Origin of the sequence: Labrys okinawensis, from assembly GCF_002982075.1 — a bacterium.
GTDB classification, from domain to species: domain Bacteria; phylum Pseudomonadota; class Alphaproteobacteria; order Rhizobiales; family Labraceae; genus Labrys; species Labrys okinawensis_A.
The window spans coordinates 693,470-718,461 of sequence record NZ_PUEJ01000001.1; the positions used below are offsets into that span (position 1 = coordinate 693,470).

Below are 24,992 nucleotides of genomic sequence, written 5' to 3' on the forward strand. Positions count from 1 at the left end.
TCCAGGTACTATCCAGATCTGCGGCATGGAAGATCAGGACCATCCGTGCGGCTCTTCCTCGCTCGGACGCCTGAAAATGTATCTGAACGTGTCGACCGGTTTCACGTTGCTTCTGGCTGCCCAGCCGATGCCATAAGCTTTTTCCGGTCCCTGAACGATCGAATAGGCCTTCGGCTCCTTCGAATAGTGGACTTCCTCGCCGCCATACCAGCCCCATTCGACCAGCTGGATATTCGCGGTCGAACCGCTGACGGTGCAGGAATCGATCAGGGCGATATGCTCATAGGGTGCAGCTGTACAATGGGTGACGACCACATCGCCCAGCTGGATGTCTTCGATCCTGGTCCGACGCCGGGCGGTCGAGGCATAGGCATCGATGGAGGCCGAGGGATTGCCGCCATAATAGTTGCCGACCAGCCCGTTGCAGTCGAGCGTGATGAAATCCGTTGCATAGGCCTGGGCCGTCGCCCGGGCGCAAGGCTGTCCCGCGAGGTCCTTGCCCGTGCCGATGCGGCCGATCGCATAAGCCAGCCGGAGCGTGTCGATGATCTCGTCGGGGCTGCCCTTGCCGACGAAGGCCTGGATGAAGGTGGTGGCGTAGAAGTCCTCGGTCGGCTGGATCAGGCCGAGCGGCTGCTGGTCGAAGAAGAACTTGGCCCCGCATGGCGTATTTGCATTGCCGTGATGGGCCATCCGAAGCGCCGCTGTGAAGGCCGCATGCTCACGCTGCATCACCTGGCCGGTCCCGGCCTTGCCGTTTCGGAAATCCCAGCCCGAGCCATACATGGTGATGCCGGCTGAGATGAGCTCATTGTTGAGCGGACTGTAGAACTTCAGATAGGTGTATCGATCCAGATACTCTTTCGGCGTCACGATCCCCTCCATTTCGCGCAGCCCATTGAAGAATACGGCATATCCGAGCTGTCCTGGTTACGCTCCCCCGTCGATATTTGTTATTTTATACTCAAGCTGCTGGCGGGATATCCCTCAAAGACGGGAGGCAACACACCCAGTCGACAGGATTTCGTCTTATCCTTCAGCAAAGGCGACAAACACCGGACTCGTGCACGAAGTCGCGCGAAGCATGGCACTCATTCAGGGAGGCGTGGGCAATGGCGGCCCGACCGAGATCTGATAGCTTGGGCGATAAGGCAGCTCCTGCTGGGCGATGATATTGAGCTCGGCACCATTAGGCCCCTCGTCGGGATATTTCTCACCCTCCAGGAAGAGATAGAAGAAGCTCTTGGGCGGCTTGCCGGGATCGGTCACCACATCCTCGTTGGACGCCACGCGCTTGGTGTAAGCTCGCACCACGACACCCCAGTCATTGGCGATCTTCTTGAGGAAGTCGCTGGCATTACCGACCCGGCAGGTGAGCAGGACCATCCTGTATGGTTTGATGGCTTTGAAATGCGCGCCGATCTCCTGATAGATCTTCCAACGTGCCAGGCGGTCGGAGCTTGGATTGTTGGCGATGTCGTAATCCATGTCGGATTTCTGGCCGGCAAAGCGGGGACGGTCATAGAACACGTTGACGGTGTGCGGGCTTTCCGCACCGTTGAGGCCGACCAGTTTGAACGTGCCGCCGGGAGCGATCTCGCACATGCCGTCGACCGTGCTGCCATCCAGGGCCGTGCCATGTCCGACGCTGATGATGACCGTGCCATCCGCGCCCGCCTTGCTGATCGCACTCTTGAGGATGTCCCGCGTCTGCGCCATGGACTGGCCTGCCGTCATCTTGACGAGGGCACGAGCCTGCGGTTGGTGTGCGACATAGGATTTTGCCCAGCCGAACCAGGGATTTTCCGTGGTGGTGACGATGACGTCCATGATGATGATGCCAGCAAAGGGAAGGATGGGGATCTCGCCGCAGAGGCGAGTGCGTCAAAGCATCGAAGGCGTGGGAACGTTCTGCCGGGCCAGCATTTCAGTATCGAGGCTCTTGATCGTCATCTTGCCGACGATATTGTCCGGACTGCTTTGATAGGCTCGGTTGATGATCTGCCGCGATGTCTTGTAGCGTAACACGGCGGCAGCCGTGGAAGCGCCATAGACGCCGTCGATGTAGTCCCTGCCGTCGATCTGGTTGAAGCCGAGCTTGACCAGCGCCTCCTGCACAAGCCGGACGTGGTGGCCGGTCGTGCCGGCGGTGAGATGCGCCTGATCATTGACGAGGCAAGCCTCCAGCTCCGGTACGCCCGCAAAAAGCCGACAATGCAACACCATTAAAATCCTCCATTGCTGACGTGAACGCCTGATCCGTGCATGCTCGCCGCGTGATCAGGCCACATCGTACGCAAACTCCCCGTTTTCCACCCCAACCTTCGCCTCCCCGATCTGCTCCCCGGCGATCGCTTTCGCCAGGATGCGCTGAGACAGCGCCGGCAGCAGCGTGTTGGTGACGATGTTGTCGACCATGCGCCCGCCGGAATCGGGGTCGTTGCACTGGGACACGATCTTCTCGACCACCGCATCGTCATAGCTGAAGCGGGCCCCATGATTGTCGCGGATGCGCTTGCCGATGCGATCGAGCTGGAGGCGCACGATGGCGCCCAGCATCTCGCCGGACAGCGGATAATAAGGGATGGTGACGATGCGCCCGAGCAGGGCCGGCGGGAAGACATCGAGCAGATGCGGCTTGAGATCCACCGCCAGCGCTTCCGGATCCGGCTTCTGCGAGCCGTTCCCTGCGGCGGCCATGATCATGTCGGTGCCGGCGTTGGTGGTGAGGATGATCAGCGTGTTCCTGAAATCGATGCGCCGGCCCGAGCCGTCCTCCATCACGCCCTTGTCGAAGACCTGGAAGAAGATCTCGTGCACGTCGGGATGGGCTTTCTCCACCTCGTCGAGCAGGACGACGGAATAGGGCCGCCGGCGCACGGCCTCGGTGAGCCGGCCGCCTTCGCCATAGCCGACATAGCCGGGAGGCGCCCCTTTCAGGGTGGAGACCGTATGCGCCTCCTGGAATTCCGACATGTTGATGGTGATCATGTTCTGCTCACCGCCATAGAGCGCCTCGGCGAGCGCCAGCGCCGTCTCCGTCTTGCCGACGCCGGAGGGGCCGGCGAGCATGAAGACGCCGATGGGCTTGTCGGGATTGTCGAGCTTGGCCCGGTTGGTCTGGATGCGCCGGGCGATCATCTTCAGGCCGTGATCCTGGCCGACCACGCGCCTGGCCAGGATGTCGCCGAGATTGAGGATGGTCTCGACCTCGTCCTTGACCATGCGGCCAACTGGAATACCGGTCCAGTCCGAGACCACCGAGGCCACGGGCTGCTCGTCGACATAGGGATAGACCATGCGCTTTTCGGGATCGATGGCGGCAAGGTCGGCCATGATCCGGGTGAGCTTTTCGCGGGCGGCTTCGGCCCCCTCGCCCCCTTCGGCGATGTCCCGGCGCGCGGCCATCAGTTCGGCCACGATGGCCTTCTCTTCGCCCCAGGCCTTCTCCAGCGCCGCCAGCTTGTCCCTGGCTGCCGCGATGGTTTCCGTCACCTCGCCAATGCGCTTCTCGTCGGCATTGCCGACATCGCGTTCACGCTCCAGGGCCTTCAGCTCACGCTCGCTCGCCTCGATGGCGACGCGCACATCCTCGACCGCGGCGGGCGTGGCGTTCTGCGACACCGCCACGCGGGCGGCGGCGGTGTCGAGCAGGCTGACCGCCTTGTCCGGCAGCTGGCGCGAAGGGATGTAGCGGCTCGACAGCTTGACGGCGGCGACCACGGCGGCTTCCGAAATATGGACGTTGTGGTGTTTCTCCATCGGCGCCAGCAGGCCGCGCATCATGTTGCAGCACTGCTCGATGCCGGGTTCGCCGACATTGATCGGCTGGAAACGGCGGGTCAGCGCCGGGTCCTTCTCGATATGCTGGCGATATTCCGACCAGGTCGTGGCGGCGATCGTCCTGAGCGTGCCCCGGGCCAGAGCAGGCTTGAGCAGATTGGCGGCGTCCCCGGTGCCGGCCGCGCCGCCGGCGCCGATCAGCGTGTGCGCCTCGTCGATGAACAGGATGATCGGCGTCACCGAGGCCTGGACCTGATCGATCACCGAGCGCAGGCGCTGCTCAAACTCACCTTTCATCGAGGCGCCAGCCTGCATCAGGCCGATGTCGAGCGCGTAGAGCTTGTTGCCCTTGAGTGGCGGCGGCACGTCACCGGCCGCGATGCGCTGCGCAAAGCCTTCGACCACCGCCGTCTTGCCGACGCCGGCCTCGCCGGTGAGGATGGGATTGTTCTGGCGCCGGCGCATCAGCACGTCGACGACTTGGCGGATCTCCTCGTCGCGGCCGACGATGGGATCCATCGTGCCGCTGGCGGCGCGCTCGGTGAGGTCGACGGCGTAGCGGTCGAGCGCGCTGGTGCCCTTGGCGGCGGTGCCCGCATCGCCGCCCGCGCCCTTGGCGACCGGACCGAAGCCATCCATCGGGCGCATGTTCTCTTCGGCCGACTGCTGCCAGATCTTGCGATGCTCGTTGGTGAGCCGCTCGACGTCGATCAGGCGAAACTGCTTGGAGAGGCCATTGAGCGTGCGCGCCAGACGCGGTTCCTTCAGGATCGCGGTGAGCACATGGCCGGTGCGCACCTGCGTTTCGCCGAACATCAGCGTGGCGTAGTTCCAGCCCTGGCTGAGGGCATCGAAAATGTCGTCGGAGAAACCCGGCAGCTCGGTCTTGTTCATGGCAAAGCCGGCCGTGACGGCGCTGAGATCGGCCAAGAGCCGGCCGACGTCGAGCTTGAAATGGGCTACCGTCAAGGCGAGATCGCTGCGGTCGGCCTGCAGCACCGCCTGCAGCCAATGGGCCAGCTCCAGGTTGCGGTTGCCCGCGCCCTGCGCCAGGCGGAAGGCCTGCATGAAGCTGTCATAGCCGAGCGGATTGAGCTTGCCGGTGAGGACTTCGAGGCTGACATCGGCCATGGCAACTACCCTTTGCTCGGTTTGCGGCGCCGCTCAGCGCGGATCTCGGCGGGATGGAAATGGCAGTCCCAGCGCATGCGATCGACCGTGGCGTCGGCCGCACCCTTCCTGCCCATCCAACAGGTCCATCCCAGGCGGCCGAAACCGCCGAGCTGGGCCGGCTTGGTCTTGCTTTCCGCCAGGCCGAATTCGACGTCGTAGATGAAGGTCTCGCCGAGATAGAAGCGGATGATGTCGGCCAGCGGTTCGAAATGAACGCCGTCGGGCAGGAAGGTCTCCAGCTCGTCGAGATCGGCGACTTCGAGCCTGATGCGGAACTTGTCCTTCAGGCTGTAGGCCGAGCGGCCGATGATGCTGTCGACGCCGAGCGCACAGCTGCCCGCCGCCAGCACCGCCTGTTCGCGCTCCTCCAGCGGCAGCCAGACACCGACGAATTCCTGTACCTCGACCTTGACGTCGAACAGCCAGCCGAGCATGCCCTCGATGCGCGAAGCGCTCTTGACCGCCGGCGCCATCAGGCCGGCCAGGGCAAGCTTGGAGAAATCGTGAAGCTGGCCGCGCCCGCGCATGGCCGGCGTGCCGATGCCGATCATGGCGCCGAGATAGGTGAGAAACTGGTTTTCGTTCGGCCGGTCCGCCTGTACCGCCGGCCGGGCATTGGCCCAGGCCCGGAAGAACAGTTGCTGGAAGCGGTTGTTGAAGATGTCGAGAAAACGCGCGAAGGCCACGTCGCGCATATTGGCCCAATGGGTCGCTTCATAGCTGGTGTGCAGCGGCAGGGCGCCCTGCGGTCCCAGCAGGCCGAGGAAACGGCTCTCGACCTCGGCAGGCCGTCCCTCGGATGCGGCAATGTGGCCGACATTGGTATCGGTAAAATCGATGTGGGGCTGCTGGCCCAGTCTCGCCACGGCCTCAGCCGAGGAAGCGCTCTCGCCGATGCGCGGCTTGGCGCCGGCCAGATGCTCGAGGCGACGCAGAAGGTCGAGGAAGTCGTAACTTCCCGGCTTTCGAACAAAGTGCGCTGCCTCCGAATCGCGCTTCTTTTCCAGCTCCTCGTCTTGACGCACTTTCTTAGCCGAAAAGTCTGTCAACTCTTCCGGAGAGCGCTCCTGCGGCATGTCGGGAGGCGTACTCATAGCTGCTGCCGCCGCCCGAGTTGCGCCGGCCAGCGCATGATCTCGCCGCGTTCGGTCGAGCGGATCACGGTCTCGACCACGTTGTTGAGGCCGACGAACTCGGTGAGGAAGCGGTCAAGGATGGCACCGAGCAGAAAGATGCCGCTGCCTTCGAAGTGCTTCTCGTCGAGTGTCACCGTGACTTCCAGCCCGCGCACCACGCCCGCGCCGGTGCGTTGGCGGATTCGCCGGGTGATCGGCCTGCTGTCGACGGCGATGACGCCCTGGATGCGCCGTTCGATGGCGGCGCTGCCGCGCGTGGCGAAAAGCGAGAGCATTTCGCGCAGCGAGGCCGCCGAATCCCGCGTGCCATAGCCGGAGAGCCCGAGATGATTGAGGCTCAGCATGCTGATCAGCCGCCAGGCCGAAGTGCCGCCTGCGCCATGCCGGCCGCGTGCTTCCGGATCGGTGGCGGTGGAATCGCGCGGCAGGGTCGGCCCGACCACGCAATCCACCCTCAGCGTGGTCCGGTCTTCGAGAATGAAGTCGGCGCCCCCCTGCCCGACCGGCAGATGCTCGGTGAGGTGGCGGTTCGAACACAGCGCCCGCAGGCTGAGCTCGGCGACGTGGAGGCCATCCGCCCTGTCGCGGTGGTTGGTGAGCGTGACGAACATGTCGCTGCCGACATATTGCGTCGGCTGCGCATTGCGCCGTTCCTCCTGCGAGCGACGGCGCGGCAGGCGCCGCACGGTATAGAACATCGTCTCGGTGGCGGAGACCCCGAGCGGCGGCGCGGCATAGAGCGGATAGACCTCCACCTTGTCGCCGCTGCCGGTGACATGGGCGTGCATCCTGATCAGGCGGTGGGCCTCGAAATCGAGATGGCGCGAGCGGTCGGTGACGACGTGATATTCGTGCTCGTTGTCCTTCACCGGCACGCGCGCCAGCTGCATCTCGAAGAGATTGGAGGCAGCGGCGGCGTAGAGGGCGAAGCTGTCGGCCCTGACGACCGATTGCAGCCGGCTGTCCCCCTGGCTGAAGGCGATGACGATGTCGCAGCGATTGGTCCTGATCGCCGATAATATGGTTTTTAGACTGTTTAGTCTGAAACCGAGGAACTTTGCCGGCAGCACGAAATATTCGCGCAGGAGATCGACCCCCCTGAACACCCGCCGATCGGACGGAAACAGCGGTTCATCGGGCGCAAAGCCGATCTGGGTAAGGCAGGCCTTGGGCAACGGCACGATGACGGGATCGCCGGCTTCGTCGAGATAGCGAAAATAGATGCCGGTGGTAGCGCCGAAGAGCTGCTCGTAAAGCCTGACCGCATCGCCCTCTTGACCGATGATGTGAAAGGCCAGCTCATCGGTCCGGCAATTGGCAAACCAGCAATCGGGTCGCTGCGCCACCTGCTTGTCGGCAGGCTCGGTGAGGCGGTCGGCGGCGGAGCGCCGCAGCAGGGAAAGCCTCAGGCCCGCCTGGCTGGCCGGGCCGGCCTCGATGCCCAGGGCCTGCAACGTTGCCGGCCCGCTCAGATATTCGGCCTGGCCAAGCTCGAAAGGCCACAAGGTGACCTCGCTGGCGAGGCGGTATTTGCAGGCGATGCGGCGTTCACGCTCGACGAAGCGCGCATCGGCATAGGAGCCGGCGGCGATCCTCACGCCGTCCTTGAGATTGGGATCGCCATAGGGCGGCTCCACCCGCAGCAGCGCCGCCGAAGGCACCGGCGCCAGATAATCGGGCACGAGCTGGTCGAGCAGATTGTCGGTGAACTCGGCATATTCATGCTTGAGCTTGAGCTGCACGCGGGAGGCCAGATAGGCGGTGCCTTCGAGCAGCCCCGCGATCATCGGATCCGTGTTGTTCTCCAGGAGCCCACCCAGGCGCTCGGCGACGCCGGGAAACTCGGCTGCGAACTGCTTGGCTTCCTCCTTGAGAATGCCAAGTTCACGATTGTAGAGTTCGAGGAATTCACGGTTCATGGCGTCACAATCTGAAGACTCTGATCTTGCCGCTCTCGACCTCGACGTCCGCCACGAACTCTATTGGAATATCGGTGGGCGTCGACACCATTTCGGCGCTGATATGGAACCTAAGCTGCCCGGAAGCGCTGTCGTCGAGCGGCTCACCCGATATGGCCACCGTGCCCGGCACCAGCCGGCAGTCATACAGTTCCAGCCTCTGCTTGAGCAGAAGCGCAACCCGCCGCGCCGCCTCCGGACTTGCCACGATCGCGGTCAGATCGGGCAGGCCGAAATTGAGGATCGAGGCCGCCACGGCGTCGAAGCCGTCGAGATCCTCGATCGCCGCCAGTTCCACGGTGTTGAGCAAGGAGGCAAGGTCCTCGCCCAGTTCCGAGCGCAGCACGGTCTCGCCGACCGCCGAGCGCGGCGAGGTGCGCCGGCCGGCAATCACGCGTTCGCCGGCATCGTTGCGATTGTCGATGGGCTTGGCGGCATCGCGCAGCCGAAAGGCCTCCCGGAAGGCATGCATGATGGGAGGTACGAAACGATCGCTCTTGACAGCCCGGAAACGGCTCACTTGGTCTTCCGCATGCGAAGGCGTCTTGCGATGGAACGGCAACCGCCGGAATCGCAAAGACGCGCCGAAACAAGGAACTGGAGCAAACACGCCTTCAATCATGAGCGCGCTTGCCCCGGGTCCGGCGATGAAGAGGCAGTCCCTGCCGGGCGGACGGCCGCCATATTTGCGCAGCCGTCCGCCCTCGAAAGGCGAGGAATTACTGATCCTTGCCGGTGGCGACGTTGTAGGTGAACTCGATCGAACCGCCGTCGGCGGCGCCGGTCTTGTCCTGAGGCTGATACTCGTGGTTGATCTTCTCATAGGTGACCGAGAAGCTCTCCATCGCGCCGCCGTCGGAGCCGCCGCTCGTCTGATAGCTGGTGATGAAGCAGTTGGTCAGGGTGATGGTGATGTAGGTGAGCTTATCTTCGCCCGCCGCCTTGCGCACGACGAGCTTGACCTCGTCGATGTGATTGCCGAAGGCGCAATATTTGAAGATGTTGGCGGAGGCCTTGTCCACGGTCTTGGTGCAATGCAGGTCCTGCAGGACCGACTTGCCCTTGCCGCCGCCGGTGCCGCTGCCGAAGGTCGAGGAGTTCGAGCCGCCGATGCTCCAGCTCAAAAGCTCCATATAGCCGTCGAGGCTGTCCTGCTGGGTTTCACCCTCGATGCCGTTGATCTGAAGTAATGCGTCTGATTGGGCCATTTTACTCTCCTGTGATGTGAGCGGATCCACCTTTTCCAGAAGGCATCCGTCGGATTGAATTGGCCAAGCGGGATCGTTCGCTCGCCGGAGCGTTCAGGCAGTCCCGCTTGGATGTCGTGTTACTTCTGGCTATTGGGCAGTCTCGAGACGAGACTGATGCCGATATCCATTCCTTCCAGCTGGTAGTGCGGCCTCAGATAGAACCTGGCGGCGTAGTAGCCGGGGTTCTCTTCGTCGGGGAACACCTCGACCTTGGCGGCGGCCAGCGGTTTCTTGGCCTTGATCGCCTCGGTCGAGTTCTTGGGATCGCCGTCGACATAGCGATTGATCCAGGTCTGCAGCCATTTCTGCAGCTGATCCTGTTCCATCGTGGCGCCGATCTTGTCTCGCACCATGCATTTGAGATAATGCGCGAAGCGCGAGACCGCGAACATGTAAGGCAGCCGGGCCGAGAGGTTTTCGGAGGCCGTCGCTTCGTCCGTATCCATCTTCCTGGGCTTGTACAGCGACTGGGCACCGATGAAGGCGGCCTTGTCGGTATTCTTGCGATGGATCAGCGGCAGCACGCCCGACTTCGACAATTCCGCCTCGCGCCGATCGCTGATGGCGATTTCGGTGGGGCATTTGAGGTCGATGCCGCCATCGTCGGTGGGGAATGTGTGCGTGGGCAGGTTGACGACCTCGCCGCCCGACTGAACGCCGCGGATGCGTACCGTCCAGCCATATTCCTTGAAGGCGCGGTTGATGTTGACCGCCATGGCGTAGGCCGCGTTCATCCAGGCATATTTCCGGCCCTGATGGCCGTCCGTATCCTCTTCGAAGGCGAACTCCTCCACCGGTTCCGACTTGGCGCCATAGGGCTGGCGCGAGAGAACGCGGGGCATGCACAGGCCGACATAACGTGAATCGGGCTGTTCGCGCAGCGAACGGAAGGCGGCGTAATCGGGCGTATCGAAGATCTTGCCGATATCGCGCGGATTGGAGAGCTCGTTCCAGCTATCCATGCCGAACAAGGCCGGGTTGGCGGCCGCGAAGAAGGGCGCATGCGCCGCAGCCGCGACCTTGCTGATGTCGCGCAGCAGCTGCACGTCGGGCGGCGAGTGGTCGAAATAATAGTCGCCCACCAGGGCACCGTAGGGGTCGCCGCCCAGCTGCCCATATTCGGCCTCGTAGAGCTTCTTGAAGATCGGGCTCTGGTCCCAGCGAGCACCGGGATAGACCTTGAACTCGCGAAAGAGCTCTTCCTTCGACACGTTCATGAAGCGGATCTTCAGCGTGGTGTCGGTTTCGGAATTGAAGACGAGATAATTGAGGCCGCGCCAGGCACTTTCCAATTTCTGGAACTCGGGCGCGTGAATGACCTCGTTGAGCTGGATCGAGAGTTGCTCGTCGAGCTTGGCGATCATCGAGTCGAGGGTATCGAGGACGTCTTCCTTGACCAGCGAGGTATCGTCGAGGGCCTGGCGGACCAGGGTGGCGACGGCATTCTCGACCTCGGTGGCAGCACTGTCATTGCGCGGCTTGAAGCTCTTGCGCAACAGGCTGGAGAAGGTCTCCAGGTCGCGGGTTTCGGTTGCGGGAACGGTCTGGGGGGTAGCGGCTGTTTCGGCCATGTGGCTGAACTCCTGGCTTGATCTGCTGGCTTGATCTGCTGGCGGGAGCCGCCGTCAGGCCTCTTCAGGCTTGGCCTGCTCGCTATTGTCCTTGAGCAGCCGCATGAGCTCGGGGTCCTTGAGAAGGGCCTTGATCTGATCCTCGGCCGCGACCTTGCCGTCCATGTAGCGCTGCAGATTGGCGAGCTGCTCACGGGCCTTCAGCAATTTCGCCAGCGCCGGTATGTTGCGGACGACCTGCGCCGGGTTGAAGTCGCTCATTTTCTCGAAGCTGAGCTTGACCGACATCTTCTCGTCGCCCTTGGCGTCGCCGAGCCGATTGGTGACCTTGAAGCTGACGCCAGGCTTGATGGCCTTCATGCGGTCATCGAAATTGTCCATGTCGATGTCGAGATATTTGCGCTCGGCGATCGGCGCTTTCTCGACCTCGGAAGCATTGCCGGACAGATCCGACATGACCGCCATGACAAACGGAATCTCGACGAGTTTTTCCGCATTGTAGGGATCTTCATACTGGATCTGAACGCGCGGCGGGCGATTGCGCTTGATGAACTTCTGTCCGCTGTCGGCCATGATTTTGTCTCTCTCCTCGACGCTGCAGTCGGAGTTCCCGCCCATCGAAGAAAACCGGCGGAAAAGTTCCCAACCATCGCGCTTGAATTCATTGAAGTTGGTGAGCGCCGGCCCAACGGGCGGGTGTCATCCCCCTTGTGATACGCATCTTGCGCCAAACCCCTTCCCCCGTAATCCCCTATTTGGGGGGCCGGCACCGAGCCCCCTTCGTCGAGTACTGTGGTCGATGGCACAGACCGGCTCTTTCGAAGCAAAACCGGCCGTATTGCGGGAATTTCGGGAAACGAGACTGGCCATTGCCAGTCTAAACAAGCCAAGTGATTCCGGCGTGACATCGTGCGGGGAACTGCCCCTGCAAGCGGCCTCGATCCACCCGGCACCGGCCCGATGAGATCGAGAGCCGGCAATATCTTGTGCGAAGACTTCCCCCTGCCCGCCTCCTTGTGAATGTTACGACGATCGGAGAAGCGCGCGGCGATGACTATGCCTGTTGGGGGAGTATCTTCTCTTAACTCAGTATAGAACGCAAGATTGATTCCAGGCCCAAGATGAGCTGCGCGAAGAAGGTTTCGATATCTCCGCCCGCGGGCCGTTCGTCAGATTTTCGGTGCCACTTAGCGCGGCATGTTGATCACGCCCATGCTCGACGCTTCGAAGACGGCTTCTGCCCGCGAATTCACTTCGAGCTTCTGATAGATGTTCTTGACATAGGTCGCCACGGTGCTGCGGCCGATCTTGAGGATGTCGCCGATTTCGACGAAGGTGAAACCACGCGCCAAGAGTTTGAGCACTTCGAGTTCGCGTTTCGACAGCAATTCGAGGCCTTTCTTGTCCGCTTCCTGCTCGCGCGGCTGAAACTCCTTGAGCAGTTGCCGGGCGATGACCGGGCTGATCGGCGAGCCCCCGCGCCGAACCTCACGGATACTTTCGGCAAAACTGTCGAAACGCTCATCCTTCAGAAGATAGCCGCGAGCACCAGCCTTGATGCTCTCCAATACCTTGTCCTGGTCAGCGAAAATCGTGATGACCATGATGTCGACGTCGGTATACTTCTGAGCCGCATAACGGATGAGGCCGATGCCCGAGCCATCAGGCAGGCCGAGATCGCATAGCAGCACGTCGAACCCGCCCTTGTCGATCAGGGTTTTTCCCGTGGCGGTGTTCGGCGCATTGGCCACCACCGAGATGTCGGGCGCCGCTTCCAGCGCCCCTGTGATGCGTTCCAGGGCCGCGGGATCGTCCTCGACGACCGCGACGCGAATGAGGGGCTGGGGCACTGGCGTGGGGGTCGTTTCTGTCATCGTAGGATATCGTCCGGTTCGACGTTGTCTTCACGGCAAAACGGCCGTCGATCGAGCGGGGAACGTCCTCGCCCGTGACAGCCGGCACCCGTTCGCGTGCACTGTTCGCGCCAGCTTGCCAAGACCCGCCTTTAGCGTCAATCTTGCCACAAAAGCCGCACACCCGCCACGTCCCCGGGACTAGATCCGGTCCTGCCGGCCCAGGCGAGGCTTGATCCTGCCATTACTGCCTGCCCTTCGCGGTCCTCGCTTAGGCTTTTGGAAACCGAGCATGGACGCGTCCCAGCAAAGAACCTTCGATACGATCGTGGCCCGCTGCAAGGACCTGATCCCGCCGATCGATATCGCCAGGCACATCAAGGCAGGCACGCGGCAGGTGGCGAACAACACGCTTGACGGCATCACGTTCGAGGCGGTGGATCCGGACGATCTCATCGCCGAACTGGGAGGGCGCATGAAGCTGCCGGGCGCCGGCAAGACGCCCGCACCCGGCTCCTTCTCCATCGATACCACGCGCAGCCCGCGTCCAGCCAACGCTTCGATGATCAGCATGAAGGAAGACCCGCAGCATTGGGCCCTCAAGGCGTCGTTCGGCGCCACCGTCGGCGAGGGCTTTCGCGAGCAATGGCGCCCGCCGCCGCCCTCGTTGAGAATAGCGCCGCCGCTGCCTCGTCACGGCAGCGATCGCGTTTCCCTCGCTTTCGGCGAGACCGGCAAGCGCCTGACCTTCACTGCCCTTCATGCCGCGGTCTCCAGGAACAAGTGCAACATCCATATCGACGAGCGCGGCTTCGTGGTGGCCATGCCCGAAGGCGCTCTGGTCACGCCCACCTTCTGGGGACATATCGCCAATGAATTGCTGCTCAAGACCCTATTCCGGGACTGGCTCGACGGGCTGGTCGGCGACAACGTCGTCGGGGCGCTCGTGGTCGAAGCGGTCAATCGCATCTCCCTGCGCTTTTCCGATGCCGAGAACGGCTTTGCCGGCCTGACCGAGCGGGTGAACCGTATTTCCGGCATCGGCGACGTCAGGGACATCGGCAAGGCATTGCTGCCGATCGGCGTGTCGGCGGACCTGGTTCGCCTCAGAAACTCGACCATTCAGGCCAATTATTATTGGCACGACGGCCAGCAGACGCTCACGCTCAGCTGGGGCGGCACCTTCGACAAGTTCGGCTCGAAATAGGAAATGCGGCGGGTTCCGGCTGGCTCCCCCTGTTTGTAGGATGTGCCACGAGGGCGCCCCGGCCTATGATCGGCTCGCACGCTTGGCGCAGAGTGACAAAACTGCCGCAGTCGGACAAAGTACGCAGTGAGCTCGCGCGTCCGATGCCCGGATACACGGAACGGGATTTGCCTGATGGGACAACCTGCCTCACGTCTGGGCGACATGCATGTCTGCCCGCTGGTGAATGTGCTGGTGCCGCATGTCGGTGGTCCGATCGTGATGGCGTCGATGAACGTCGTCACCGGCGGCCAGCCGCAGGCACGCGTGGGCGACATCTGCATCTGCGTCGGCCCGCCCGACGTGATCGCGCTGGGGTCGACCACCGTCTATGTCAACGGCCAGATGGCGGCACGTATCGGGGATCTCACCGCCCATGGCGGCACCATTGTGGGTATGTGGCCGACCGTGCTCATCGGCGGATAGGCTTTCAGGCCGGACATTCCGTTGCACTAAGTGCAGGAGCGAAGAGCCCGCCTGTAATCGAATTGGGTCTCGATACGTGAATGGCAAAACACAACGAGAAACCAATTCGCCGACATCGCCAATATCATTGCCGACGCTTCATCATCTTAGCAATTCAACTCTAGAGTTTACTTGAGGTTGACATGGCAAGTGACGTCGAACCGATCAATCCAGGGCAGGCGTCAGCTGCGGGACGCCTTTGCAATTTTACGACCGGACAATCCCGGCTTCTATCGAGCCATATCGCGTGGCTGGACGCGACGGTGATCCCGCTCTTGCGCAACACGGCCAATCCGTGGGTCGATGTGTTCGGATATGCCAGCCGGAGCGGCGACGCTCAATTCAACAAGCGGCTTTCGGACCAACGCTGCCAGGCCGTCGTCGACCATATCAAGGCTGCTGTATCAGGCGTCTCGTTCCCGCAGCAATTCGGTTACGGTGAAAGCCAGAGCGGCGGCCGCGACAACGACAATGACGGCTACTGGCGGGCGGTGGAGCTTTACGTCTACGCCACCGGCCGTCCGCCGGCACCTGCTCCGACGCCGCCACCCGCGCCCAACTTCGTCTGCGGCCCTGATGTGACGACCCAGGTCCGGGAGACCTGGAGCCGGATCCAGGTCGAGTTCCGGGCCCGGTCGCGCCGCGACAAGATCTCGCTCTGCAACGAGATCCTCCTGCCGGTCAAGGATCCGGCCGGCCTGGTCAAGGAGGTGACGGATTCATTGCTGGGCGGCAAGGTGCCGGATCTCAATGCCCTGCTCGCCAAGGTGCGCGCCCATGCGAAGATCGACGGATGGGATGTCATTCCGCTTTATCAGGGCGCATCCGAGTGGCTGCGAACACCACCCATTTTCGATCCGGCCCTCAACGGCCCGATGGCGACGCCGTCGTCGTCCGACTATGCCAATCCCGACCCTTTCGCGGCCGGGCACGAGGACGAGGCCACCTGTTCGAATACCGTGCAAGTCGCCGGCCAATGCTGGCTGAACGGCAGCGTCAACTATGGAACCTACGGCATCATGGTCCGGCTGTGCAGCGAATTTGCCGCCTCGGACATCTTCATACCGAATACCCTCAGCAAGAATCCCTTCGACCACCCGCTCAAGTTCAACCCGGTCGTCCGGGCCATCTATTCGCTGCTTTGGGCGACCATGCTGATCAAGGCCTATAAGAAGTTCGGCAACAATCCTGAAGGTGCGATCATTCCGGTTGCCTGGACGAAGGCCACCTTCGAGGGCGGCCCCGCCGCCACGCCCGGCCTGACCGGCAATCGTCCCAAATGCCAGTTTAGCGCGGGGCCCGATGGCAGCATCGTCACCTGGGACTATGTCTGGGAGCCGCTCAAGCCGCGCGACGCAGCCAAGCTTCCCAAATAACGGTACCCCGGCAAGTTGCGCGCTTGTCTGTTTGCTTCGGTGACATGTTGCGGCTTGCGTCGATAATTATGGATTAATCAATCCATAATCCTGGCTCGACCTGGCGAACCGTCACTGGTCGCGAAGCTTGAGATAGCCCGCCACCGTGGTGACGTCGCGCGCATTCGCGATCTCCTTCAGGAAAGGCGTGATGAAATCATCTGCCTCGAAAGCATCCTGCGCGTTGATGCTGATCAACGGCCGCGATGAAGCCACCGCGAACACCAGCATGGGAAAGAAGGGCGGGCGAGCCTCGCCCTCGACCCTGGCCGGCGCCGACAGGCTCAGACCGGCCTCGATCTCCCCCGCCTTCATGGTGATGCAGGAGGCGCAGAGCCGATTGATGTTCTGGATCCCACCCTTGTGGTCCATCACGAACAGATAGATGTTGCGCTCTCCCGCCCCGGTCACGGAAACGGTAAGCGGATCACCCGGCGTACCCTTGTCCGCATCATCGCCGCGGATTTCGGACTTGCTCAAGACGATCTTCAAGGGCGGCGCGCCTGCAACCGACATGCGGCGCAAGGCGCCGACGAAACCGCATTGCTGGTCAGAAACCGCTTCGAGCTTCACTGTCGGCGCAAAGTTCGCCTTGAGCTTGAAGGCATTGGCGAAGCTTTCCTCCGCCGCCGCGGTGCCGAGGGCCGTGACGGTTGCGGAACTGGCCGTTACATCGTCCGCCGTCGCAGAAAAGCAGCTATCCGCTCCAAAACCAGCGACGAAATCCCTGAGCACAGCAGGCGTGGGTGACGTCACAGCCGCCAATTTGGTGCCTTCAACCGCAGCTTTCGCCTTTGCAGCCAGATCATCAGGACAGTCGGCTCCGCATTGATCGAGGAACCGCTTGAGTGCGGTAGCATTCTTGCCGGCAGCCGTGAGCTGCGCCGCAAGGCGGTCATGCCGCACGGCCAATTCTTTCGCGGCATCGATGCGGGCCCGGGCTTGCTGGGCGAGATCGCCGGGGCAGTCCGCACCGCACTGGTCGAGGAAACTTTGCAGGGCGGTTCTATCCTGCCCGGCATTTGCAAGCTGGTTTGCCAGGTCCGCACGGCGCTTGGCCTGCACCTCCTGGGTGTTGATGCTGCCCCTCGCCTGGCGGGCCAGATCGTCGGGGCAGTCCGCGCCGCACTGCTCGAGGAAGCTTTTCAGCGCAGCCACGTTCTGGCCGGCGCTCGCAAGCTGGTTTGCCAGATCCGTACGGCGCTTGGCCTGCGCCTCCTGGGCGCTGATGCTACCCCTCGCCTGGCGGGCCAGATCGTCGGGGCAGTCCGCGCCGCACTGCTCGAGGAAGCGCTTCAGCGCAGCCACGTCCCAACCGGCACTCGCAAGCTGGTTTGCCAGGTCCGTACGGCGCTTGGACTGCGCCTCCTGGGCGCTGATGCTGTCTTTCGCTTGGCGGGCGAGATCGTCGGGGCAGTCCGCGCCGCACTGCTCGAGGAAACTCCTCAGCGCGGCCACGTCCCGGTGGGCGCTCGCAAGCTGATTGGCCAGGCGGTCATGGCGCTCGGCCTCCTGTCTGGCAATGGTTTGCTGGTTGTTGCCATTCGGCGGCTTATCGTCTGGCGGCTTGTCGTCTGATTGCCTGCCAACGGGCGTGCCGTTGCCCGAGAACAAACTCCCGTCCGAATAGATCCAGCCGCCAAGGGCGCCAAGGCCGATGACTGCGACAGCAGTAATGCCGAAGATCGTATTGCGCAGGGCATGTGACGGTTTGGCCGCCGTGGCTTCGGCTGGTTTCACGCCGACAGCCTTGGGCTTCTCGGTCTTCGGCTTGGGGGTTGCCTGATCATCCGGCCAATCGCGGATGGCAGCCATGTCCTCGGGCCGCCCCGCCGGATCGGGTGCCAGCATCGCCGCGAGCACAGCGTGAAACTGCCGGGGAACGCCGCCGAGATCGGGCACGCTGCGGCGTTTTTCGATGATGTCGAGCTGTGAGCCGGTCATGTCGAGCGGGCGGCCGCGCATCGCCGCCGCCATCACCAGAGCCAGGCTGTAGATATCGGATTTGGGCGTGACCTCGCCGCCGTAAAGGCCGAGCTGCTCGGGCGAGACGAAATTGTATTTTCCGGCAAAACTGCCGCCCAGCAAGGTTTCGCCACCGACATTGGCAGACCGGGCAATGCCGAAATCGATGATCTTGGCATTCTGAACCAGGCCACCCGGCAGGATGACATTGTCGGGCGACATGTCGCGATGAATGACGCCGGCAAGATGCGCCCGGTGCAAGCCATCGGCCAGCCGGCGCAACAGCGGCATGAACTCTGCAGCAGTGAGGGGTGCGTTCTTCACATGGGCCGCCAGCGAGGGCCCATCCACATATTCCATCGCCAGATAGGGCCGCGACAGCACCGGGTCGATCGAGAATACGTAATAGCGGACGATGGCCTCGTGGTAGAGGTGGTTGAGGATACGGGCTTCTTTGCGGAACAGCCCGAGAATGGTCTCGTCCTCGGCATATTCCGGCAGCACGATCTTGATCGCCACCGGATCACCGGTCTGGATGTTGTGGCCCTTATATACTTCTCCCATGCCGCCGATGCCGAGAAGGGCATCGATGCGGTAGGTCTGATTGAGTTCGGCGCCGACGCTCACGGCCGAGCCGCGGATCGCGATCCGGGTTCGTTCATCGTTCAAGGATGGTTCCATCGGCGCCATTATCGCATCACAAGCGTTGTCGCGCCTTTGTCGACGACATTGACGATGACAACAGAGATGTTGTCCTTGCCGCCGCGCGCCAAGGCAAGTTCGAGAAGTTCATGGCTCGCCTGGGTCGCGCTCAGTCTGCTGCTCACGGCGAGGATTTCCTCATCCTTGACGTGTCCGGTCAGGCCATCGCTGCACAGGACGAAACAATCCCCCGACTTTATCACACCGGTGGCTTGCTCGAGCTCGAAATCATCGATGGCCCCCACGGCGCGGGTCACGATATTGCGGCGTGGCCAACTCGCCGCTTCATCCTGGCTGATGATGCCGCGATCCACCAGTTCCTGCACTTCGGTATGGTCATGCGAGAGCTGCTCGATGCGCTCGTCACGCACCAGATAACAACGGGAGTCGCCGGCCCACAAGCAACAATAATTGCCGTCAACGGTCAGCAGCGCCACGACCGTCGAGCCGACGATATGCTCGGGCCGGCCCTGGGAGCGGGCCAGCAATTCAGTGTTGACGATGCCGATCTCGCGCCGGAACGCCTCGGAGAATTCCACCAAGGAGGTGGTCTTGCCGAGACCTCGCGCGGCATCGCCGATCATCGCGCTGGCGAGATTGCCGTCGCGGTGGCCGCCCATCCCGTCAGCCACCATCCATATGCCACGCGCGCCATCGGTAAAGATGCAGTCCTCATTGAAGCGGCGCACATGACCCGGATGGGTCAGCGCCGCGGTTTCGAATTTCAGATGCTCACCGGATGCCCAAGGGTCCATCAAACAGCCTCCCCTGTCATCAGGAACGAAAAGAACTGGGCGCCGGGCTTGCCCTCGGCCACCACGAGCCTGGCCGGATGCCCGCCTTGCCCGCCCTGCGTCCACCAATAGCTGCGGCCGCCATTGCGGGCATCGCCATCCGCCATGTCGAGCGAACGGAAAGCATCGGCAACCGGCAGGTCCTCGCCGGGCCAGAGCAGCAGCCCCCCCTCGCGCTGCGGCGGCGCCAGGCGCGATGCGAGGGGCGGAAACGGGATTTGCGCCAGCTGGTGGGCCGGCTCGCGCTCGAACTGATCGTCGAGCATATGGAGCAGGAATTGCTCGCAACCCTCATGCCACTGGTCGAGCCCACGCGAGGGCGGCGGTTCCAGATAGGTGTCCGCCGGCTCGCAGGCGCACACCGTCAGCGGAAAATAGCGCCCCACCCTGTCGACCGAGGCCATCAGCGCACCGGTCACCGCCGAGCCGAAGACCCGCCTGCCGCACCAGAAACGCCAGATCGGAAAGCTCAGATAGATCTCCTGCCAGCGCTCGCCGAGCGCGTGCCGGCTGGCTGCAACCGCGCTCTGGAGCCACTCCTCCCATTGGTCGAGGAAGGGCCGCGGCATGTTGTAGGCCACGAAATCCCGCTTGGAGGGCAGCTTTCCGAACATGCCGCACATTGTCATCATGATGGCCGACAAAGAGTTACAGATCCGACGGACAGGCGAATTTGAGTTGCGACAGGATGGTGAAGGGATTGTCGAGCGTATCGAAGGTCAACTGATAGGTGACTTCGCGGCCGCCGACGACGAAACGCGCCGTCGCCTTGTTGCCGGATTGGCGCATATCCCCCTTCTGCAGCAGGCGATAAAGGGCCCAGGCCCCGGTGAAGCGCAATGAGGGAGACGTGCCATCGCTTTCAGGCATGGTGATCGAGGCGGTGCCGTCAGGGGAGCGCCCCGGCCATTCGAAATCCCCGCGCGAGACCACGCCGAACGGACTGTCGAGCTTGGTGCCGTTGACCTCGAAGCTCACCGAGGCCGTCTTCTGGCTCATCGACTGCGTCACCAATGCGAATTTCACATTGGGCGAGCTGCCGCGGCCGCTGAAGAAAGCCTCCTTGATGCGTGCGGCGTTCTGGAACTGATGCAGCGTTTCGGGCGAGAGCGCCTGGCTGAACTTCGAATTCTGCTTCCAGCCCCAGGCCGCGCCGGAGGTATCCACCAGTCCCGCCAGCTTTTCGCGGAAGAAGGTGTCGAAGACACCGTTCGGTCCGAACAGGCGGCCGAACTCGCCGATCGGCACCTCCTGCTTGCCGTTGGGCGAGAAGGGATATTTGTTGCCGACGATGTTGAGGCATTCGCGGGTGACCGAGCCTTTCAGGTCGCCCTTGAGGTCGGCCACCTTGTCGCCGATGATCTTCTGCTCGAATTCCGCCATGGCATCGCGGAACATGGTGTCGAAGGGCGTCTCGAGCCGCGACGAGCTGGTGGCGATGGAGCCGAGGAAGGTCTGCATGTTCTGGCGGGCCTGCACGGCGCGCTCGAAGTCCTGCTCGTCGATCAGGCTCTGATAGAGGCCCTTCAGCTGCTCGACCAGGAGGTCGATCTGGCTCTTGTCGCCATTCTTGCGGACAAGATCGTGATAGCGGCGGAAATGTTCCTGGATGATGGCGCCGGGCACGAAGGGCGCTTCGACATTGCCGCCGCGGCCAGAAGCTTTCTTGGCAGCATCGAGCCCGATTGCAGCCATGTCGTCGAGCCTGCTGCCGACGGCTTTGGTCACGGCCTTGGTGGCGGCCTTCGCCGCCGCATCCTTGAGCTTGCCGGCAACCTCGCCATCAGCGCCCTGCCGTGCTTCCGTCAGCCTGGTCTGCGCCGAGATCGACTCGAACAGGAGTTTGATCGGCGAAGCGGCGCCCGTGGCGGCGCGCAGCGTGGCATAGCCGGGCTTGTCCGCGGCGAAGCTGTTGAGCTTCAGCTTTCCGAGCGCCGCGGTCCAGGCCTTGATGAATTCCTGGTCGTAGATGCGGTAGAGATCGGGGCCGAGATTGGCGTATTGCTCGTCGATGGCCTGCGTGCTGCCCGCCTCGCCCAGAACCCAGCGCTCGTTCTGCAACAACGTGATCACCGACTTCATCTTGTCGAGGAACAAGGCGTAGAAGCCGTCATAGGTGAACAGCGACTGGACGCCGACGCTCTCGATGGGCGAACCGTCATTGGTGCCGAAGACGACGGCGGCATCGGGACCGGCATTGCCCGCCACGGTCCAGTCCCTGACGCTCTGGTCATGCGCGGCCGACTTGATGATGGCAAAGGCCCGCTCGGCCAGCGACAGCCGCGTCAATGCCACCTGGCTCGCCTTGACGAGATCGCCATTGAGGGCGATCGGACGCGGCGTGCCCTCGATGCCCAGCATGGCGTCGAGATGGCGGCTCAGGCTGTCGCGCACGGCCTTGTTGGGTTCGCCCGGATAGAGGTTCTCCCAATCCCCGCGCATCCAGCCCTCGATCAGGGCGGTGTCCACCGGAATGGCAGGATCGCCACCCAGCATCATATAGACCTTGAGCGGTTCGTAGAGCTGCTCGGGCTGATCCTGCAAATCGGCGAGCCGCTTTTCGAGATGGAAAAGGATGCGTGGGCGCAACAGCCGGTCCAACCCGTCGCGATAGGCCGCGACGCTTGCCGTGCCGATGCGCTTGTGCTGCCCCAGCCCCAACGTCTCGCTGATCTGCGGCTCGGTCTCGAGCTTGTCATAGCCCCAGGGAAAGTCGCGCAACCTGTCGAGTGGACCGATGACCTTGGGGAACTCGGCATCATCGACCGGATCCTCCTTGAGCAGGCTCGCCGTATCGTTCGCATAGGCGGCGGTGGCGGCATCGGTGCGGTCGATCAGGGCCTTGTTGCCGTAATAGCTGGTCAGCCAGCCGCCAAGCGCGGCCAGCGTCACGCCGGCGACGAGCACATAGCCCGAGGTCTGCAGCAGGAATTTGCGGCGCACCGCGGCAGCATTGGTGGAAACCCAGCCGGCCTCGCCGAACACCACCTTGGTGAGCAGATGTTCGAGGAAAAAGCTCTTGGCTTTTCCCGAATAAGCGAGGCTGGCGCCGGCCTGCAGGCCGAGATCGCGCGACAGCGAGCCCAGCAGTTGGTCGATCGGCGTGCCTTCCTGCGTGCCGGAGGTGAAATAGAAGCCCCGCAGCGCGGCGCTGGTCTGGTAGCGCGTCGGCTCGAAGATCTGGTTGAGGAAGCGGGTGATGACGGGTTTGAGCGCCGCGAGCTGGGACGGCAGGCCGGTGAGCCGCACGCGCGAAATGGGGTCCGGCTCTTCCTGCAGGCGATCGGGCAATTCGGCGCTCAGCCGCGAGACCAGAAGGTCGATCTCCGGTCCGACGTCACCGACCCGGTTCTCCTTCTTGTTCCTGGTCTGGAAGGTGGCGCCCCAGACGGCCTTGCGTTCCTCGGGGTCGAGATTGCCGAAATATTCCATGAAGCCGGCGACGAGGTCGGCCTTGGTGAAGATGACATAGACCGGGAAGTCCACCTGCAGGCGATTGTTGAGTTCGGCCAGGCGTTTGCGGATGGCGACGGCATGGGCGCCGAGTTCGGCCTCCTTCATCGACAGGAGGTCGCCGATCGAGATGGCCACCAGCACGCCGTTGATGGGCTGGCGCTCGCGGTGGCGCTTGAGAAGATCGAGGAAGGCGAGCCAGCTCTTGCGGTCGGATTCGGTATCGGAATCCTGTGTGGTATAGCGCCCGGCGGTGTCGATGAAGACGGCATCCTCGGTGAACCACCAATCGCAATAGCGCGTGCCGCCACTGCCAGCGATCGGCCCGGTATGGGCGGCCAGAGGGAATTTCAGGCCGCAATTCATCAACGCGGTGGTCTTGCCGGCGCCAGGCGGCCCCACGATGAGGTACCAGGGCAGTTCGTAAAGGAAGTCGCCCTTGGTGCGGCGCGAGCCCTTGAGCGTGAGCAGGGCATCCCGCATCTTCTCGGCCAGGACGCCGGCGTCGGAGCCGTCATCCTCGGGTTCCTGCACCGCGATATTCTCGGCGAGCGCCCGCGCCGATTGCCCATGCCTGTAGATGCGATAGGCCAGCCAGCAGAAATAGATCGCCAGCAACAGGCCGATCAGCGCCAGCCGCAGCCACGGACTGTCGAACGGCTCGATGCCGCCGACGGCGACCAGCGGCAGCACCAGCCAGATCACCGCGCACAGCGCGACCACGGCCAGGAAGCTGACAATGAAAATGATCCAGCGCTTCATCACATATCCTCGCGCGGGATGAACACTTCGACACGCCGGTTCTTGGCCTTGCCCTCGGCCGTGTTGCTGAGGTCGATCGGTGCGGTGTCGGCCAACCCCGAGGTGGTCAGGCGCTCGGGATCGGCAATGCCGGCGATGAGGATCTTCTCGACGGCCTTGGCCCGCTGCTCGGAAAGCTGCTGGTTATCCTTGTAGCGCACCGTGGCGCGAACCGGCGTGTTGTCGGTATGGCCGACGATGCGGATCTTGCCGGGTTCCTTGTCGAGCGCCGCGGCGATATGGCCAATGACCGGCACGGCGTCCGGGCGCAGGGTGGTGCTGCCCCTGTCGAACAGGGAATCGTTCAGGAGCCTCACTACGATATCCTTGCCGGAATAGTCGGCCGAAGCCTTCTTGGCGGCGATGTCGTCCTTCAGGCGTTCGCGGATGCGCTCGAGCTGGGTGGTGACCTTGATCGGTGGCGGCGGGGGCGGCGGTGCGGGCACGGTGCGGTAGATATGGATGTCGCCGGTCGGATGCAGCGCGAGCAGGCCGGCGCTCGCCGTGTCGGAGAAGCCGCCGAGCAGCCAGCGGAACACCAGGAAGCTCAGGAGAAGCACCCCGACGGCGACGGAAGTGATCGCCCATAGAGGCACGGTCCGCCGCACATAGGCGGCGGCGATATCCTGGCCCCGCCAATGCGGCGAGATGTGATCCGTCACCCGTGCCTCGCGGGCGCGCAGGGTTTCATAGAGGTCGCGGCGGATCTGCTGATGCGGAACGTCGCCGCCGGCGACACGGTATTTGCCCTCGAAGCCGAGCGACATGCAGGCATGCATCAGCCCGAGCAGGTTGTGATTGATCTGCGGGTGCTGCCGCAGCTTGGCCAGTTCCTCGAAAAAGCCGACGCCGCTGTCGCGCACCTGAAAATAGCGGCTCAGCATGCTGTATTGCGTCCACAGATTGCGGTCCGAACTCGGCAGGTTCTGCACGATGTCGTCAGCGGTGGCACAGACCGCATATTTGGCGGTGCGCACCTGGGGTTCGGGAATGCCGCGGGCATTGAGCTCGGCCTCGAAGGCCTCGATGCCCTGCGCCACCGTGCTCATCATCGGCGCGACCTGGGGAACCTGCCTGGCGATGCGGATATTGGCGAGCACGAGCAGCAAGGGCATGGCCGCTTCGAGGATGGGATTGGGGCCGCCGGTCTTGTCGCTGACGCCGAGCGCCTCGAGATCGACCGTGGCGGGACCGAGCGGCAAGGGCGGCTGGGCTCGCGGCGTCTCGGCCAGAGCGGCCTGATAGGGCTGCGGCGCTGCCGAGCCTGCCGCCACGCGCGGCCCGCCCCAGATATCCTGCGCGGGCGCGGGAGTGCCGCCCGGATAGGGCGCGCCCTGGCCGTCACGCCGGCCGCCCGGATTGGGCTTGATCACCGTCTTGTCGGAGTCGGGGTTAGACCCGAACGGGCCCTTGCCGTTCGTCATGTG

General features: G+C 63.1%; 19 protein-coding genes. 3 read left to right on the forward strand and 16 right to left on the reverse strand.

What is annotated here, in order from left to right:
- Nucleotides 1-33 precede the first annotated feature (33 nt).
- The 11 genes from C5L14_RS03160 to C5L14_RS03210 form a co-directional block, all read right to left on the reverse strand.
- Nucleotides 34-873: a hypothetical protein gene (locus tag C5L14_RS03160; RefSeq protein ID WP_146126818.1), complete on the reverse strand. Its 840-nt coding sequence runs from the start codon at nt 871-873 to the stop codon at nt 34-36.
- 222 nt (nt 874-1,095) lie between these two features.
- Entirely contained in the window at nt 1,096-1,830 is a 735-nt protein-coding gene (locus C5L14_RS03165) for a hypothetical protein (RefSeq protein WP_105860538.1), read from the reverse strand.
- Nucleotides 1,831-1,884: 54 nt separating this feature from the next.
- A complete protein-coding gene (locus C5L14_RS03170; protein ID WP_105860539.1) occupies nt 1,885-2,226 on the reverse strand; it encodes a peptidoglycan-binding domain-containing protein in 342 nt (113 codons plus the stop codon).
- Between the two features lie 54 nt (nt 2,227-2,280).
- Complete coding sequence (gene tssH / locus C5L14_RS03175) at nt 2,281-4,914, reverse strand: type VI secretion system ATPase TssH (RefSeq protein WP_105860540.1); 2,634 nt, start codon at nt 4,912-4,914, stop codon at nt 2,281-2,283.
- A gap of 5 nt (nt 4,915-4,919) precedes the next feature.
- Complete coding sequence (gene tssG / locus C5L14_RS03180; RefSeq protein WP_105860541.1) at nt 4,920-6,050, reverse strand: type VI secretion system baseplate subunit TssG; 1,131 nt, start codon at nt 6,048-6,050, stop codon at nt 4,920-4,922.
- On the reverse strand, nt 6,047-8,011 hold the full coding sequence (gene tssF / locus C5L14_RS03185) for a type VI secretion system baseplate subunit TssF (RefSeq protein WP_105860542.1): 1,965 nt from the start codon (nt 8,009-8,011) through the stop codon (nt 6,047-6,049). The genes tssG and tssF overlap by 4 nt, the downstream gene beginning before the upstream one ends.
- A 4-nt stretch (nt 8,012-8,015) precedes the next feature.
- Complete coding sequence (locus tag C5L14_RS30250) at nt 8,016-8,570, reverse strand: type VI secretion system baseplate subunit TssE (RefSeq protein ID WP_181160997.1); 555 nt, start codon at nt 8,568-8,570, stop codon at nt 8,016-8,018.
- Between the two features lie 199 nt (nt 8,571-8,769).
- Nucleotides 8,770-9,258 carry an Hcp family type VI secretion system effector gene (locus C5L14_RS03195; protein ID WP_105860544.1) on the reverse strand — a complete coding sequence of 163 codons (489 nt, stop codon included), beginning with the start codon at nt 9,256-9,258 and terminating at the stop codon, nt 8,770-8,772.
- A 119-nt stretch (nt 9,259-9,377) separates the two neighbouring features.
- On the reverse strand, nt 9,378-10,871 hold the full coding sequence (tssC, locus tag C5L14_RS03200) for a type VI secretion system contractile sheath large subunit (RefSeq protein WP_105860545.1): 1,494 nt from the start codon (nt 10,869-10,871) through the stop codon (nt 9,378-9,380).
- 54 nt (nt 10,872-10,925) lie between these two features.
- On the reverse strand, nt 10,926-11,444 hold the full coding sequence (tssB, locus tag C5L14_RS03205; RefSeq protein WP_209432117.1) for a type VI secretion system contractile sheath small subunit: 519 nt from the start codon (nt 11,442-11,444) through the stop codon (nt 10,926-10,928).
- Between the two features lie 614 nt (nt 11,445-12,058).
- Nucleotides 12,059-12,745, reverse strand: coding sequence for a response regulator (locus C5L14_RS03210; RefSeq protein ID WP_105860546.1), 687 nt, complete (start codon nt 12,743-12,745; stop codon nt 12,059-12,061).
- 271 nt (nt 12,746-13,016) lie between these two features.
- On the opposite strand from C5L14_RS03210, the gene C5L14_RS03215 reads away from it, so the two are divergent.
- From C5L14_RS03215 to C5L14_RS03225, 3 genes are all read left to right on the forward strand, one after another.
- Nucleotides 13,017-13,931 (forward strand): hypothetical protein, encoded by a 915-nt coding sequence (locus C5L14_RS03215; protein ID WP_105860547.1) that lies wholly within the window; start codon nt 13,017-13,019, stop codon nt 13,929-13,931.
- 174 nt (nt 13,932-14,105) lie between these two features.
- On the forward strand, nt 14,106-14,396 hold the full coding sequence (locus C5L14_RS03220) for a PAAR domain-containing protein (RefSeq protein ID WP_105860548.1): 291 nt from the start codon (nt 14,106-14,108) through the stop codon (nt 14,394-14,396).
- 302 nt (nt 14,397-14,698) lie between these two features.
- Nucleotides 14,699-15,811 carry a hypothetical protein gene (locus C5L14_RS03225; RefSeq protein WP_181160998.1) on the forward strand — a complete coding sequence of 371 codons (1,113 nt, stop codon included), beginning with the start codon at nt 14,699-14,701 and terminating at the stop codon, nt 15,809-15,811.
- A gap of 111 nt (nt 15,812-15,922) precedes the next feature.
- On the opposite strand, the gene C5L14_RS03230 is transcribed toward C5L14_RS03225, so the two are convergent.
- From C5L14_RS03230 to icmH, 5 genes are read right to left on the reverse strand one after another with little or no spacing between them, the layout of a single operon-like run.
- Nucleotides 15,923-18,484 carry a serine/threonine-protein kinase gene (locus C5L14_RS03230; RefSeq protein ID WP_342588382.1) on the reverse strand — a complete coding sequence of 854 codons (2,562 nt, stop codon included), beginning with the start codon at nt 18,482-18,484 and terminating at the stop codon, nt 15,923-15,925.
- A gap of 20 nt (nt 18,485-18,504) precedes the next feature.
- On the reverse strand, nt 18,505-19,272 hold the full coding sequence (locus C5L14_RS03235; RefSeq protein ID WP_105860550.1) for a PP2C family protein-serine/threonine phosphatase: 768 nt from the start codon (nt 19,270-19,272) through the stop codon (nt 18,505-18,507).
- Nucleotides 19,272-19,925: a type VI secretion system-associated protein TagF gene (gene tagF / locus C5L14_RS03240; RefSeq protein ID WP_181160999.1), complete on the reverse strand. Its 654-nt coding sequence runs from the start codon at nt 19,923-19,925 to the stop codon at nt 19,272-19,274. The genes C5L14_RS03235 and tagF overlap by 1 nt, the downstream gene beginning before the upstream one ends.
- 34 nt (nt 19,926-19,959) lie before the next feature.
- Complete coding sequence (gene tssM / locus C5L14_RS03245) at nt 19,960-23,526, reverse strand: type VI secretion system membrane subunit TssM (protein ID WP_105860552.1); 3,567 nt, start codon at nt 23,524-23,526, stop codon at nt 19,960-19,962.
- Complete coding sequence (gene icmH / locus C5L14_RS03250; RefSeq protein WP_105860553.1) at nt 23,526-24,989, reverse strand: type IVB secretion system protein IcmH/DotU; 1,464 nt, start codon at nt 24,987-24,989, stop codon at nt 23,526-23,528. The genes tssM and icmH overlap by 1 nt, the downstream gene beginning before the upstream one ends.
- Nucleotides 24,990-24,992: the final 3 nt, after the last annotated feature.

What these genes read in the sequence shown, in the direction of transcription:
- C5L14_RS03210 (WP_105860546.1), bottom strand. Translation starts at nt 12,745, where the DNA reads ATGACAGAAACGACCCCCACGCCAGTGCCCCAGCCCCTCATTCGCGTC.
- tagF (WP_181160999.1), bottom strand. Translation starts at nt 19,925, where the DNA reads ATGTTCGGAAAGCTGCCCTCCAAGCGGGATTTCGTGGCCTACAACATG.
- C5L14_RS03165 (WP_105860538.1), bottom strand. Translation starts at nt 1,830, where the DNA reads ATGGACGTCATCGTCACCACCACGGAAAATCCCTGGTTCGGCTGGGCA.
- tssB (WP_209432117.1), bottom strand. Translation starts at nt 11,444, where the DNA reads ATGGCCGACAGCGGACAGAAGTTCATCAAGCGCAATCGCCCGCCGCGC.
- tssF (WP_105860542.1), bottom strand. Translation starts at nt 8,011, where the DNA reads ATGAACCGTGAATTCCTCGAACTCTACAATCGTGAACTTGGCATTCTC.
- C5L14_RS03235 (WP_105860550.1), bottom strand. Translation starts at nt 19,272, where the DNA reads ATGGACCCTTGGGCATCCGGTGAGCATCTGAAATTCGAAACCGCGGCG.
- C5L14_RS03170 (WP_105860539.1), bottom strand. Translation starts at nt 2,226, where the DNA reads ATGGTGTTGCATTGTCGGCTTTTTGCGGGCGTACCGGAGCTGGAGGCT.
- tssH (WP_105860540.1), bottom strand. Translation starts at nt 4,914, where the DNA reads ATGGCCGATGTCAGCCTCGAAGTCCTCACCGGCAAGCTCAATCCGCTC.
- C5L14_RS03215 (WP_105860547.1), top strand. Translation starts at nt 13,017, where the DNA reads ATGGACGCGTCCCAGCAAAGAACCTTCGATACGATCGTGGCCCGCTGC.
- C5L14_RS03220 (WP_105860548.1), top strand. Translation starts at nt 14,106, where the DNA reads ATGGGACAACCTGCCTCACGTCTGGGCGACATGCATGTCTGCCCGCTG.
- tssM (WP_105860552.1), bottom strand. Translation starts at nt 23,526, where the DNA reads ATGAAGCGCTGGATCATTTTCATTGTCAGCTTCCTGGCCGTGGTCGCG.
- C5L14_RS03195 (WP_105860544.1), bottom strand. Translation starts at nt 9,258, where the DNA reads ATGGCCCAATCAGACGCATTACTTCAGATCAACGGCATCGAGGGTGAA.
- tssG (WP_105860541.1), bottom strand. Translation starts at nt 6,050, where the DNA reads ATGAGTACGCCTCCCGACATGCCGCAGGAGCGCTCTCCGGAAGAGTTG.
- icmH (WP_105860553.1), bottom strand. Translation starts at nt 24,989, where the DNA reads ATGACGAACGGCAAGGGCCCGTTCGGGTCTAACCCCGACTCCGACAAG.
- tssC (WP_105860545.1), bottom strand. Translation starts at nt 10,871, where the DNA reads ATGGCCGAAACAGCCGCTACCCCCCAGACCGTTCCCGCAACCGAAACC.